The following is a 12,818-nucleotide window of genomic DNA, read 5'->3' on the forward strand; positions in this document are numbered from 1 at the left end:
GAGCTGCCGCAGGCTGCGATCTTTTCGCTTTCAATCCGGCCAGTTCCACGCCGGCTCATCCAGTACCCGCTGCCCGACAATTCCGGTCTGGCCGAAGGTTTTCTCCAGCACGATGCAGTTGCATTCCGGATCCTCCTGCAACGCTGAAATCAACCGCCGTGCATGGGACACCACCCACACCTGACACTGTTCCGATGCGCGAATGATCAAGCGCGCCAGCGCCGGCAAAAGATCCGGGTGCAGGCTGGTTTCCGGTTCGTTGAGCACCATCAATGACGGTGGTCTTGGCGTCAGCAATGCGGCAATCAGCAACAGATAACGCAACGTCCCGTCCGACAGCTCCGCCGCCGACAAGGGTCGCAGCAACCCCTCCTGGAAAAACTCGATGGCAAAGCGTCCACCGGCCAGCGGTGCGATGTTCAGCCGTGCGCCGGGAAACGCATCGCTGATCGCCGCCTGCAACGCCTCGGGGTCGCCGATTTCATTGATGGTCTGCAACGCGGCTGCCAGATCGCGACCGTCGTGGTGCAGCACCGGCGTGCGCGTACCCAGTTGCGGTTGGCGCACCGGGGCGTCGGCGTCGCTGCGAAAGTGGTCGTAGAAGCGCCAGCGGCGGATGAACTCGCGCATCTGGAACACCTCTGGCGAACTGCGCAGGCTGCCGATTTGATCGAACAGGCTGTCGAAATTCGGTGTGTGCTGCGCCAGCACGTCCCAGCTGCGGGCTTCGCGGGCGCGGATCATCGCACCGTTGCGATCCACCAGCAGGCTCGCCGGGCGATAGAGCGGGCCGGCCCAGATGCATTCGCGCTTGATCTGCGGATCGAGGCTGAAACGCGAGGGGCTGGGCTGAGTGTCTCCCGGCAACATGAAGTGGCCGTTGGAGTCGGGCAGGCCGAGGCTGATGGAGTAGCTGAAATCCTCCCCGGCAAACCCCAGGCGCAGCCGTTTGACGCCCTGACGCACGGTCGGCTCGACCGCCACTTCGCCGCTGCGCATGCGTCGGCTGATGGTTTCCGGCCCGGCCCAGAACGTCGAGTCCAGCCCGCCCTCGCGGGCCAGTGCATTGACCACGCCACCCTGAGCGGTCTCCGCCAGCAGGCGCAAGGCGCGGTAGAGATTGGACTTGCCGCTGCCGTTGGGGCCGGTGATCAGGTTCAGCCGGCCCAGCGGGATCACCAATTTGTTGATCGAGCGGTAATTGGCCACCGCGAGGGTCTTGAGCATGGGCGTTTCCTTTGCCGGAGCCGATAGTGTGTCGTGCCTGTACCCCTGTGGCGAGGGAGCTTGCTCCCGCTGGGCTGCGAAGCGGCCCCCACCCCCGATTCGAAAGGTTTGCGCCTGCTGCGCAGTCGAGCGGGAGCAAGCTCCCTCGCCACAGAAATCAATGTGGAAAATGCGTTATTCCCGTGAGCGAACGTTGAACCCTGTTCTAAGCTCACAGTCGTATCGTCACTTGCACGTTCGTACACAGGAAGGAGTCTGCATGGCGAGTCCCGGATTGAAAACAGTTGTCGTGCTGAGCCTGCTCACATTGTTGACCGCTTGCGGCAAGAAAGAAGCCCCGGCGGAGTACCTGCCACGGGTCTTTGTGCAAGAGGTCAAACCTGCCGATTACGCGGCTGCCGTGACCCTGACCGGCGATGTGCAGGCGCGGGTGCAGACCGAACTGTCGTTCCGGGTCGGTGGCAAGATCATCCAGCGCATGGTGGATGTCGGCGACCGGGTCAGCGCCAGGCAAGTGCTGGCCAAACTCGATCCCAAGGATTTGCAGACCAACGTCGATTCCGCTCAGGCCCAGGTCATCGCCGAGCAGGCACGGGTCAAACAGAGCGCCGCAGCGTTCGTGCGTCAGCAGAAACTGTTGCCCAAGGGTTACACCAGCCAGAGCGAATTCGACTCCGCCCAAGCCGCCTTGCGCAGCAGCCAGAGCGCCTTGAGCGCGGCGCAGGCGCAACTGGCCAATGCCAAGGATCAACTGAGCTACACCGCGCTGATCGCCGATGCCCCGGGGATTATCACTGAACGCCAGGCAGAGGTCGGCCAGGTGGTCCAGGCGACCGCGCCGATTTTCAAACTGGCCCGCGATGGCGATCGCGACGCGGTGTTCAACGTCTACGAATCGCTGCTGGCCGAACGTCCTGCCGATCGCTCGATTGTCGTCAGCCTGCTCGATAATCCCGCGATCAAGACCACCGGCACGGTGCGCGAAATCACTCCGGCAGTGTCGGCGCAGTCTGGCACGGTACAAGTCAAAGTCACCCTCGACAGCCTGCCGCAGGGCATGCAGCTCGGCTCGGTGGTCAGCGCCACGGCCAAGGGCAGCGGCAAGTCGGCGGTGGAATTGCCATGGTCGGCGCTGACCAAAAACATCAGCGATCCGGCCGTGTGGATGGTTGACGACAAGGGCGAGGCGCAGTTGCACAACGTCACTGTCAGCCGCTACCTGATCGGCAAGGTGATCATCAGCGACGGTCTCAAAGGCGGGGAAAAAGTCATTGTCGCGGGTGGGCAGTTGTTGCATCCGGGCATGAAAGTCGAGATCGCCGAAAACACCTACAAGGATCTGCAACCGGGAGCACAGCCATGAAGCGTCTGGGGCTGTTATCCATCAGTGTGTTGCTGGCCGCCTGCTCGAAAAGCGAGCCACCTCCGGAGCCGGTACGACCCGTGCTGTCGATCAAGGTACAGGCGCTGAACGAGGAAACCCTCGGGCGTTTCGCCGGCAGCATTCAGGCGCGTTACGAGAGCAACACCGGTTTCCGCGTCGGTGGACGTATTGCCAGCCGTAACGTCGATGTCGGCACCGAGGTGCAAAAGGGTACGTTGCTCGCCACGCTCGACCCCTCCGATCAACAGAACCAGTTGCGTTCGGCCCAGGGCGATCTGGCCAAGGTGCAGGCGCAACTGATCAACGCCCAGGCCAATGCCCGGCGTCAGCAGGCGCTGTTTGATCGTGGGGTGGGCGCGCAGGCACAACTGGACATCGCCATCACCGATCTGAAAACCACCCAGGCCTCGCTCGATCAGGCCCGGGCGGCGGTCGATCAGAGCAAGGATCAGCTCGGCTACACCGAGCTGCGCGCCGACCACAAAGCCGTGGTCACCGCATGGAATGCCGAAGCCGGCCAAGTGGTGACCGCCGGCCAGCAAGTGGTGACTCTGGCGCAACCGGACATCAAGGAAGCGGTGATCGACCTGCCGGACACACTGGTTGATCAGATCCCCGCCGACGTAGTGTTTCTGGTGGCCGGGCAACTCGACCCGAGCATCAATACCACCGCGACCATTCGCGAGATCGAACCGCAGGCTCAAAGCGCCACGCGCACCCGCCGCGCGCGGCTGACCCTGGCCAGCACCCCGGAGGGGTTTCGCCTCGGTACGGCGATCAGCGTGACCCTCAGTTCGGCGATCAAGCCGCGTATCGAGTTGCCTGCCACTGCCCTGCAGGAAGCCGATGGCAAGACCCGCATCTGGGTGGTCGACACCTCCAGCAAAACCGTCGCGCCCCGTGACGTCAGCGTGATCAGCCGTACCGACGGCACCGTGGTGCTGGCCGACGGCGTCAAATCTGGCGAGCGCGTGGTCAGCGCAGGCGTCAACAGTCTTAAACCCGGACAAGCCGTGAAACTCGACGAGGACAGTCAATGAAAGGCTCTTTCAATCTCTCCGAATGGGCCCTCAAGCATCAGTCGTTCGTCTGGTACCTGATGTTCGTCGCGTTGCTGATGGGGGTGTTCTCTTACTTCAATCTGGGGCGTGAAGAAGATCCTTCGTTCACCATCAAGACCATGGTCATCCAGACCAAATGGCCGGGCGCGACCCAGGAGGAAACCCTCAAGCAGGTCACCGACCGCATCGAGAAAAAACTCGAGGAGCTCGATTCTCTCGACTACGTGAAAAGTTACACGCGCCCCGGTGAATCGACGGTCTACGTGTACCTGCGCGACACCACCAGCGCCAAGGACATTCCGGAAATCTGGTACCAGGTGCGCAAGAAGATCGATGACATTCGCGGACAGTTTCCCCAAGGGATTCAGGGGCCCGGATTCAACGATGAGTTCGGTGACGTCTACGGCTCGGTCTACGCGTTTACCGCCGACGGCCTGACCATGCGCCAGTTGCGCGACTACGTGGAACAGGCCCGCGCCGAGATCCGCAACGTGCCGGGTCTGGGCAAGATCGAGATGATCGGCCAGCAGGACGAAGTGATTTACCTGAACTTCTCCACCCGCAAGCTCGCGGCATTGGGCATCGATCAGCGTCAGGTGGTGCAGAGCCTGCAATCGCAGAACGCCGTGACTCCGGCGGGTGTGATCGAGGCCGGGCCCGAGCGTATCTCGGTGCGTACTTCAGGGCAGTTCGCCTCGGAGAAGGATCTGGCCGAGGTCAATCTCAAACTCAATGAGCGCTTCTATCGTCTGGCCGATATCGCCGACATCAGTCGCGGTTATGTTGACCCGGCCACGCCGGAATTCCGTTTCGACGGCAAGCCGGCAATCGGTCTGGCGATTGCCATGCAGAAGGGCGGCAACGTTCAGGAATTCGGCAAGGCGTTGCACCAGCGGATCGACCAGATCACCGCTGATCTGCCGGTTGGCGTCGGCGTCCATACGGTGTCCGATCAGGCCGTGGTGGTGGAAGAGGCGGTTGGTGGCTTCACCAGCGCGCTGTTCGAAGCGGTGATCATCGTGCTGGTGGTCAGCTTCATCAGTCTTGGTGTGCGCGCCGGGCTGGTGGTGGCGTGCTCGATTCCGCTGGTGCTGGCGATGGTGTTTGTGTTCATGGAATACAGCGGTATCACCATGCAGCGGATTTCCCTCGGCGCGCTGATCATCGCCCTCGGGCTGCTGGTGGACGACGCGATGATCACCGTGGAGATGATGGTCACGCGTCTGGAAATGGGCGAGACCAAGGAGCAGGCGGCTACGTTTGCCTACACCTCGACGGCGTTCCCGATGCTCACCGGTACGCTGGTGACCGTTGCCGGCTTCGTGCCAATCGGCCTCAACGCCAGCTCCGCCGGTGAGTACACCTTCACCCTGTTTGCGGTGATCGCGGTGGCCATGCTGGTGTCGTGGATCGTCGCGGTGCTGTTCGCACCGGTAATCGGCGTGCACATCCTCAGCACCAATGTGAAACCTCACGAGGGCGAGCCGGGACGCATTGGCCGGGCATTCAACCACGGTTTGCTGTGGTCGATGCGCAACCGCTGGTGGGCGATCGGCATCACCGTGTTGTGCTTCGTGCTGGCGGTGTTCTGCATGCGCTTTGTGCAAAATCAGTTCTTCCCGTCCTCCGATCGCCCGGAAATCCTCGTCGATCTGAACCTGCCGCAAAACGCCTCGATCGACGAAACCCGCAAGGCCGTGGACAAGCTCGAAGCCACGCTCAAGGGCGATCCGGACATCGTGCGCTGGAGCACTTACATCGGTCAGGGCGCGATCCGTTTCTACTTGCCGCTCGACCAGCAATTGCAGAACCCGTACTACGCGCAACTGGTGATCGTCAGCAAAGACTTCGAGGCCCGCGAAGCCCTCAGCCAACGCCTGCGTGAACGCTTGCACAAGGATTTCGTCGGCATCGGCAGTTACGTGCAGGCGCTGGAAATGGGCCCGCCGGTGGGGCGCCCGATCCAGTACCGGGTCAGCGGCAAGGACATCGATCAGGTGCGCAAGCACGCTATCGATCTGGCGACCGAACTGGACAAGAACGAGCACATCGGCGAGATCATTTACGACTGGAACGAGCCGGGCAAAGTGCTGCGCATCGACATTGCCCAGGACAAGGCGCGTCAGCTCGGGCTGTCCTCGGAAGACGTGGCGAAGCTGATGAATAGCATCGTCAGCGGCTCGCCACTGACCCAGGTCGATGACGATATCTACCTGATCAACGTCGTCGGCCGCGCGGTGGATTCCGAACGCGGCACCCCGGAAACCCTGCAGAACCTGCAGATCGTCACACCCAACGGCACGTCGATTCCGCTATTGGCCTTTGCCACCGTGCGGTATGAGCTGGAGCAACCGCTGGTGTGGCGTCGTGACCGTCTGCCGACCATCACCATCAAGGCCTCGGTGCGCGACGAGATCCAGCCGACCGACCTGGTGAAACTGCTCAAGCCGTCGATTGATGCTTTCGCTGAAAAACTCCCGGTCGGCTACAAAGTCGCCACGGGCGGTACGGTCGAGGAAAGCGGCAAGGCCCAGGGACCGATCGCCAAGGTCCTGCCGTTGATGCTGTTTTTGATGGCGACCTTCCTGATGATCCAGTTGCACAGCGTGCAGAAGATGTTCCTGGTGGCAAGTGTCGCGCCGCTGGGTCTGATCGGCGTGGTGCTGGCGCTGGTGCCGACCGGTACGCCGATGGGCTTCGTGGCGATCCTGGGGATCCTTGCACTGATCGGTATCATCATCCGCAACTCGGTGATTCTGGTGACGCAGATCGATGAGTTCGAGCAGAAGGGCTATACGCCGTGGGATGCGGTGGTGGAAGCGACCGAGCACCGGCGTCGGCCGATCCTGCTGACGGCTGCGGCGGCGAGCATGGGCATGATTCCGATTGCCCGGGAAGTGTTCTGGGGGCCGATGGCCTACGCGATGATTGGCGGGATCGTGGTTGCGACGTTGCTGACCCTGCTGTTTCTGCCAGCGCTGTATGTGGCCTGGTACAAGATTCGCGAGCCGAAGAAAGAGACAGCATAAGGCAAAAGCAAAAGATCGCAGCCTGCGGCAGCGCCTACAGGAAATCCCATGTCGGCGCTGCTGCAGACTGCGATCTTTTGATCTTCAGCCAACCCGCCGCCAGACACTCGCCAGCCAAGGCTGCTGCTCGCGCGGCAATCCCGCCGGCCGGTAGTAATGTTCAAGCTCGACAAACCCCGCCGCCGTCAACAACCCGCGCCACGCGTCCAGGTCGTGATATGAGCCGTAGCGTGGCCCATTCCAGCCCTCACGGTTATCCCCGCGCGGATTGGAACTGAACAACACCCCGCCCGGTTTCAGCGTGCCATGCAGCTGCTTGAGCACCCGCGGCAACTCCTGCAACGGCACATGAAACAGCACCGCATTGGCGAAGATACCGTCGAAGTGCTCGGCCGGCAGATCGAGTTTCAGAAAGTCCTGCTGCCAGACCTCGCAACCGCTGTCTTCGCGGGCCATGCGCGCAAATTCCTCTGAGCCATCGAGACCGACCGCGACGTGGCCCATGCGGGTGAACGTCTGCAAATCACGTCCGGGGCCGCAGCCGAAATCGAGCAGGGTGAACGGCGCAGTGCCGTGGATATGCCGTAGCAGCGCGTCGATGTTCTGGCTGACATCGTGATCGCGGGTGCCTTCGCGGAAGTCTTCGGCCACCGAGTTGTAGTGGCCGAGGGTGGTGGCGGTGATCTGTTCCAGATCGGTGGGAGTCTGTTTCATGGGGCGGACTGTTTGGGGGAGTTGGGCAGACTATAAGCGCTTTCGCGCTTTAAAAGATCGCAGCCTTCGGCAGCTCCTACAGAAGATCGCATTCCCCTGTAGGAGCTGCCGAAGGCTGCGATCTTTTGATCTTGCTTCAGCGCTTGTTCAGACCTCTGGCGAGGCGATCGCCCCCGAGCTGAATCACCGCCACCAACGCCACCAGCAACACAATCACCGTCAGCATGATCTGGCTGTCAAAACGTTGATAACCGTAGCGGTAAGCGATATCGCCGAGGCCGCCGGCGCCAATCGCCCCGGCCATGGCCGACGAGTTGATCATCGTCACCAGCGTAATCGTGAACCCGCCGACGATTCCCGGCAGCGCTTCCGGCAACAGTACATGCCAGACGATGTGCCAGCGCCGGCAGCCCATGGCTTGCGCCGCCTCGATCAAGCCGTGATCGACCTCACGCAGACTCACTTCGGCAATCCGCGCAAAGAACGGCGTCGCGGCGATGGTCAGCGGCACCACCGCCGCCCACACACCGTACGTGGTGCCGACAATCAGCCGGGTGAACGGAATCAGCGCGACCATCAGAATCAGAAACGGGATCGAGCGGAACAGATTCACGAACGCGCCCAGCGCCCGGTTGAGCAGCGGCGCCTGATAGATCCCGCCCTTGTCGCTGGTGACCAGAATCACCGCCATCGGGATCCCCACCAGCAACGCGATCAGCGACGACACGCCGACCATCAGGAAGGTGTCGATGAAACCCTGGAGCAAACGATCAAACCACATAACCCGATACCTCCACTCGTTGCGCCCACTGCCCGGCGCGCTCGCGCAATTGTTCGGCGCTCAGGGATGAGCCGCTGACCGCCAGCAACAGTTGTCCCAGCGCGTGGCCCTGAATCCGCTCGAGGCCGCCCTGCAGCAACTTCACGCGTCCGCCGAGGGCGGCGAACAGCGCTGCCAGATCCGGCTCGTCGCTGGCACTGCCGGTGAACTGCAAACGCAGCACCACCGCCGCCTCGGAGGAGGGCGGCTGGGCATGCAGACGGCTTTGCAGTTCTGCCGGCAAGGCGTGTTGCAGCGGCGCGAGCAAGGTCTGGCTGACCTCGTGCTGCGGATTGCCGAACACTTCCCAGACCGGGCCCTGCTCGACGATCCGCCCGTGTTCCAGCACTACCACGCGGTCGCAGATTTCGCGGATCACCGCCATTTCGTGAGTGATCAGCACAATGGTCAGGCCCAGGCGCTGATTGATCTCGCGCAGCAGGCCGAGGATCGACTGAGTGGTCTCGGGATCGAGCGCCGAAGTGGCTTCGTCGCACAGCAGAATGTCCGGGTCATGCACCAATGCGCGGGCGATGCCGACGCGCTGTTTCTGCCCGCCGGAAAGCTGCGCCGGGTAAGCCTTGTGCTTGTCTTGCAGGCCGACCAGTTCGAGCAGTTCACGCACCTTCTGCTCGCGTTGCGCCTTCGGCACGCCCGCGACTTTCAGCGGCAGTTCGACGTTCTGCCACACGGTCTTGGCCGACATCAGGTTGAAGTGCTGGAAGATCATGCCGATCCTTCGGCGCAGCGCGACCAGGCGATCCTCATCGAACTCGCCGATGTCGACCTGATCGATCAGCACGCGTCCCGCCGTCGGTTGTTCCAGACGATTGATCGTGCGGATCAGTGACGACTTGCCGGCGCCGCTGCGGCCGATGATGCCGAACACCTCGCCGCGCTGAATCGCCAGGTCGATGCCTTGCAGGGCCGCCACCGGGCCTTGCCGGCCCGCGTAGGTTTTACCCAGGCCGATGAAGCGCACGTGGGCACGATTCAGCTCGGGATGCAGTTCGGTTTTTTCAGCATGTTTTGGCTCTGGAATCTCCAGTCGCCGTTGGATCGCGGCGGTCATGTTCAGCTTTCCCAACCGGCCTGATACAGCTTGCCGTGAGCCTTATCCAGCGCGGCGCGAACGGCCGGCGAGTGCTGGTAGATGTCGACGAATTTGATCAGGCGCGGGTCGTCCTTGCTCTTCGGCTGGATGACGAACTGGATCACGTATTCCTTGTGGTCGAGACCGTCGAACAGCAGCGCTGAGCCTGCGTCAAAAGTCTTCGCCAGACGAATATAGGCCGGGTAGCCCTGAACCAGATCGGCGTCATCGTAGGCGCGCACCAGTTGCACGGCTTCGACTTGCAGGATCTTGATCTTCTTCGGGTTGGCGACGATATCGTCTTCGGTGGCCTTGTAGCCGACTCCAGGTTTGAGGGTGATCAGACCGGCCTTGGCCAGCAGTTGCAGGCCGCGACCGCTGTTGATCGGGTCGTTGGCGATGGCGACGCTGGCGCCTTCGGGCAACTCGTCGAAGCTTTTGTATTTTTTCGAGTAGAGGCCGACGTTGTTGATGATCCCCGGGGCGAACGGCACCAGGTCAAAACCGGAGGCCGCCTTGGCGTTTTCGAGGAACGGGATGTGCTGGAAGTAGTTCACGTCGATGTCGCCGGCGGCGAGGCTGACGTTCGGTGCGATCCAGTCGGTGAACTCCACCAGCTCGACTTTCAGGCCTTGTCTGGAGGCTTCTTCGACGGCGGCTTCCAGTGGAATGGCGAAGGCGGCGGTGGTGCCGATTTTAAGGGGTGCATCGGCGGCGAACACCGCTGAGCTGAACAGGCCGAAGGCCAGGGCCAGTGCTTTGACTGGGTGGGACAGGAATTTCTGGGTCATGGTGTGGTTTCCAGTCAGTGCATGAATTTTGTGGTGTCTGGTCGGGCCTCATCGCTGGCAAGCCAGCTCCCACAGGTTTTGTGAACGCCACAGACCCTTGTGGGAGCTGGCTTGCCAGCGATGCTTTTAGCGGCGGTACGAAGATCCGGTATGTTGCTCAGGTAACTGCGCCCCTGCGTGAAACAGCTTTTCGCGCAAACTGCCGCTGTCATACGCGGTCTTGTACGATCCGCGCCGCTGCAACTCCGGAATCACCAGTTCGATGAAATCGACATAGCTTTCCGGGGTCACGATGCGCGTGAGGTTGAAGCCGTCCAGTCCGGTTTCAGCGATCCACGCTTCCAGTTCATCCGCCACTTGCTCAGGCGAGCCGACCACGGTGATGTAGCGGCCACCGAGGGCGTGCTGGTCGAGCAATTTGCGGCGGGTCCAGTCGTTGTTCTGCAGGTTCTTGGTTGCGGACTGGATGGCGTTGCTCTTGACGTACTGGATCGGCTCGTCGATTTCGTATTGGGAAAAATCGATGCCGGTGGACGCCGAGAAGTGCGCCACACCGGCCTCGGCACTGGCATGACTCAAGTACTCTGCGTGCTTGGCCCACGCGGCCTCTTCGGTCGCGCCGACGATCACGTTGAGGCCCATGAACACCTTGATGTCCTCGGGATTGCGCCCGGCCTCGACGGCGCTGGCGCGGACCTTGTCCACCTGCACCTTGGTCGATGGCTTGTTCTGGCCGCTGATGAACACGCACTCGGCGTGACGCCCGGCGAACAGCAATCCACGATCGGAACTGCCAGCCTGGAACAGCACAGGCGTGCGCTGCGGCGACGGCTCGCAGAGGTGATAACCCTCGACTTGATAGAATTCGCCGTGGTGCTCGACCTTGTGCACCTTCTCCGGCTGGGCGTAGATGCGCTGCACGCGGTCATTGAGCACCGCGCCGTTTTCCCAACTGCCCTCCCAGAGTTTGTAGAGCACTTCGAGGTACTCGTCGGCCTGATCGTAGCGACGGTCATGCTCGACCTGTTCGCGCAGGCCCATGGCCTTGGCGGCGCTGTCGAGGTAACCGGTGACGATGTTCCAGCCGACCCGACCACGGCTCAGATGATCGAGCGTGGACATGCGGCGGGCGAACAGATAGGGCGGTTCATAGGTGAGGTTGGCGGTGAGGCCGAAGCCGAGATTTTTCGTCACGGCGGCCATCGCTGACACCAGCAGCAGCGGGTCGTTGACCGGCAACTGGATCGACTCTTTGAGCGTGACGTCCACCGAGTTCTGGTAGACGTCGTACACGCCGACGATGTCGGCGATGAACAGTCCGTCGAACAAACCGCGCTCCAGCAACTGCGCCAGTTCGGTCCAGTATTCGATGGTGTTGTAGCGCGTCGAGGTGTCGCGCGGGTGTGTCCACAAACCGTGGTTGATGTGGCCAATGCAGTTCATGTTGAACGCATTGAGCAGGATCTTCTTTTTCGCGGCGCTCATCAGATCGTTCCTCGCAGCGGAGGCTTTTCGTCGTTGAGGTAGTAATTGCCCACCGCGTGATACTTCCAGCGCACCGGGTCGTGCAGGGTGTGCACCCGGGCATTGCGCCAGTGACGGTCGAGGCCGTGCTCGATCAGGGTCGCCTGGCTACCGGCCAGTTCGAACAGGGTGCTGCCGGCAGCCAGGGAAATTTCGGTGCTGATCGCCCGCGCTTCGGCGACGGCAATCGAGGCAGCAGCGACGGTCTCGGCGTTGGTCTCGGCCTGGGCCTTGTCGAGGGATTCGCCGGCGCGTTCCAGCAGTGCTTCAGTGGCGTGCAGACGAATACTCAAGTGACCGAAACTCTTCAGGGTCAGCGGGTCTTCGGTGGCTTTGTCGTTGCCGGAGTCGATCCATGGCCGGGTCTTGCTGCGCACGAAGTGCAGGGCATCTTCATAAGCAGCGCGGGCGATGCCAGTGTCGATGGCGGCGTGAAGGATCTGCGCCAGCGGGCCGACCGTGGTCGGACGCTCGAAAGCACTCTGGAACGGGACCACGTCCTCGGCGGCAACGTAGACGTCTTCGAACACCACGGATCCGCTGCCGGTGGTGCGCTGACCGAAACCACTCCAGTCGTCGATCACGGTCAGGCCCTTGCTGTCACGCGGGACGAAGGCCAGTTGCTGCACGCCATTTTCATCGACCACGGAGGTCGGGATACGCTGCGCGTAGATCGCGCCGGTCGCGTAAAACTTGCGCCCGTTGATGCGATAGCCGTCGCCGTCACGCTTGAGGCTGGTGACGCGGTCGTGGGCGGTTTTGGTGCCCAGTTCCGCCAGCGCGTTGCCGAAACGTTGACCGGCCAGCACCTCGGCGTACAGCCGCTGTTTCTGCTCGTGGCTGCCGTTAACGCGCAGCACTTCGAGGGCGTAGAAATGGTTCTGCGGAATCTGTCCGAGGGAGCCGTCGGCCTGAGCGATCAGGGCGATGACTTTGGCCAGGGTCACGTTGGACACGCCGGCGCCGCCGTATTCCTTGGGCACGCTGATGCCCCACAGGCCAGAGCGGGAAAATACGTCGAGTTCCGGCAGTGGCAGGCGGCGTTCACGGTCGCGCACGGCACTGTCGCGTTTGAAATCTTCGGCCAGGTCGCTGGCGACAATCAGGGCTTGTTCATCGCTGGTGATGACCGCGACGGGGTGAGAATAAGTCATATGCTTCTCCAGATGTCTGGT

Annotated in this window: 10 protein-coding genes; 3 read left to right on the top strand and 7 right to left on the bottom strand. The window is 62.0% G+C overall.

Annotation, left to right across the window (positions count from 1 at the left end; translation table 11 throughout):
* Window positions 1-30: 30 nt before the first annotated feature.
* The gene (locus OC71_RS16000; protein WP_041071148.1) at window positions 31-1,227 is read right to left on the bottom strand and encodes an AAA family ATPase; all 1,197 of its coding nucleotides are present in this window, start codon (window positions 1,225-1,227) and stop codon (window positions 31-33) included.
* A gap of 259 nt (window positions 1,228-1,486) precedes the next feature.
* Here OC71_RS16000 and OC71_RS16005 point away from each other — a divergent pair, with 259 nt between their 5' ends.
* From OC71_RS16005 to OC71_RS16015, 3 genes are read left to right on the top strand one after another with little or no spacing between them, the layout of a single operon-like run.
* Complete coding sequence (locus OC71_RS16005; RefSeq protein WP_041071151.1) at window positions 1,487-2,590, top strand: efflux RND transporter periplasmic adaptor subunit; 1,104 nt, start codon at window positions 1,487-1,489, stop codon at window positions 2,588-2,590.
* Window positions 2,587-3,651, top strand: coding sequence for an efflux RND transporter periplasmic adaptor subunit (locus OC71_RS16010; RefSeq protein ID WP_041071153.1), 1,065 nt, complete (start codon window positions 2,587-2,589; stop codon window positions 3,649-3,651). The genes OC71_RS16005 and OC71_RS16010 overlap by 4 nt, the downstream gene beginning before the upstream one ends.
* A complete protein-coding gene (locus OC71_RS16015) occupies window positions 3,648-6,701 on the top strand; it encodes an efflux RND transporter permease subunit (RefSeq protein WP_041071156.1) in 3,054 nt (1,017 codons plus the stop codon). The genes OC71_RS16010 and OC71_RS16015 overlap by 4 nt, the downstream gene beginning before the upstream one ends.
* An 84-nt stretch (window positions 6,702-6,785) precedes the next feature.
* Here OC71_RS16015 and OC71_RS16020 read toward each other — a convergent pair whose 3' ends face one another.
* The 6 genes from OC71_RS16020 to OC71_RS16045 form a co-directional block, all read right to left on the bottom strand.
* Window positions 6,786-7,415, bottom strand: a complete 630-nt coding sequence (locus OC71_RS16020; RefSeq protein ID WP_041071158.1) for a bifunctional 2-polyprenyl-6-hydroxyphenol methylase/3-demethylubiquinol 3-O-methyltransferase UbiG — start codon at window positions 7,413-7,415, stop codon at window positions 6,786-6,788.
* Window positions 7,416-7,551: 136 nt separating this feature from the next.
* A complete protein-coding gene (locus tag OC71_RS16025; RefSeq protein WP_027611182.1) occupies window positions 7,552-8,196 on the bottom strand; it encodes a methionine ABC transporter permease in 645 nt (214 codons plus the stop codon).
* Window positions 8,186-9,307 carry a methionine ABC transporter ATP-binding protein gene (locus tag OC71_RS16030; RefSeq protein ID WP_041071161.1) on the bottom strand — a complete coding sequence of 374 codons (1,122 nt, stop codon included), beginning with the start codon at window positions 9,305-9,307 and terminating at the stop codon, window positions 8,186-8,188. The genes OC71_RS16025 and OC71_RS16030 overlap by 11 nt, the downstream gene beginning before the upstream one ends.
* Before the next feature lie 2 nt (window positions 9,308-9,309).
* The gene (locus tag OC71_RS16035) at window positions 9,310-10,119 is read right to left on the bottom strand and encodes a MetQ/NlpA family ABC transporter substrate-binding protein (RefSeq protein WP_041071164.1); all 810 of its coding nucleotides are present in this window, start codon (window positions 10,117-10,119) and stop codon (window positions 9,310-9,312) included.
* Window positions 10,120-10,245: 126 nt separating this feature from the next.
* Complete coding sequence (locus tag OC71_RS16040) at window positions 10,246-11,604, bottom strand: LLM class flavin-dependent oxidoreductase (RefSeq protein WP_041071167.1); 1,359 nt, start codon at window positions 11,602-11,604, stop codon at window positions 10,246-10,248.
* On the bottom strand, window positions 11,604-12,797 hold the full coding sequence (locus tag OC71_RS16045) for an SfnB family sulfur acquisition oxidoreductase (RefSeq protein WP_041071170.1): 1,194 nt from the start codon (window positions 12,795-12,797) through the stop codon (window positions 11,604-11,606). The genes OC71_RS16040 and OC71_RS16045 overlap by 1 nt, the downstream gene beginning before the upstream one ends.
* Window positions 12,798-12,818 lie beyond the last annotated feature (21 nt).

Origin of the sequence: Pseudomonas sp. W15Feb9B (assembly GCF_000828175.1) — a bacterium.
In the GTDB taxonomy this organism is placed as follows: Bacteria; Pseudomonadota; Gammaproteobacteria; order Pseudomonadales; family Pseudomonadaceae; genus Aquipseudomonas; species Aquipseudomonas parakoreensis.

Excerpts from the sequence above, each read along its gene's own strand:
- OC71_RS16000 (WP_041071148.1), bottom strand. The coding sequence starts at position 1,227 with ATGCTCAAGACCCTCGCGGTGGCCAATTACCGCTCGATCAACAAATTG.
- OC71_RS16005 (WP_041071151.1), top strand. The coding sequence starts at position 1,487 with ATGGCGAGTCCCGGATTGAAAACAGTTGTCGTGCTGAGCCTGCTCACA.
- OC71_RS16010 (WP_041071153.1), top strand. The coding sequence starts at position 2,587 with ATGAAGCGTCTGGGGCTGTTATCCATCAGTGTGTTGCTGGCCGCCTGC.
- OC71_RS16015 (WP_041071156.1), top strand. The coding sequence starts at position 3,648 with ATGAAAGGCTCTTTCAATCTCTCCGAATGGGCCCTCAAGCATCAGTCG.
- OC71_RS16020 (WP_041071158.1), bottom strand. The coding sequence starts at position 7,415 with ATGAAACAGACTCCCACCGATCTGGAACAGATCACCGCCACCACCCTC.
- OC71_RS16025 (WP_027611182.1), bottom strand. The coding sequence starts at position 8,196 with ATGTGGTTTGATCGTTTGCTCCAGGGTTTCATCGACACCTTCCTGATG.
- OC71_RS16030 (WP_041071161.1), bottom strand. The coding sequence starts at position 9,307 with ATGACCGCCGCGATCCAACGGCGACTGGAGATTCCAGAGCCAAAACAT.
- OC71_RS16035 (WP_041071164.1), bottom strand. The coding sequence starts at position 10,119 with ATGACCCAGAAATTCCTGTCCCACCCAGTCAAAGCACTGGCCCTGGCC.
- OC71_RS16040 (WP_041071167.1), bottom strand. The coding sequence starts at position 11,604 with ATGAGCGCCGCGAAAAAGAAGATCCTGCTCAATGCGTTCAACATGAAC.
- OC71_RS16045 (WP_041071170.1), bottom strand. The coding sequence starts at position 12,797 with ATGACTTATTCTCACCCCGTCGCGGTCATCACCAGCGATGAACAAGCC.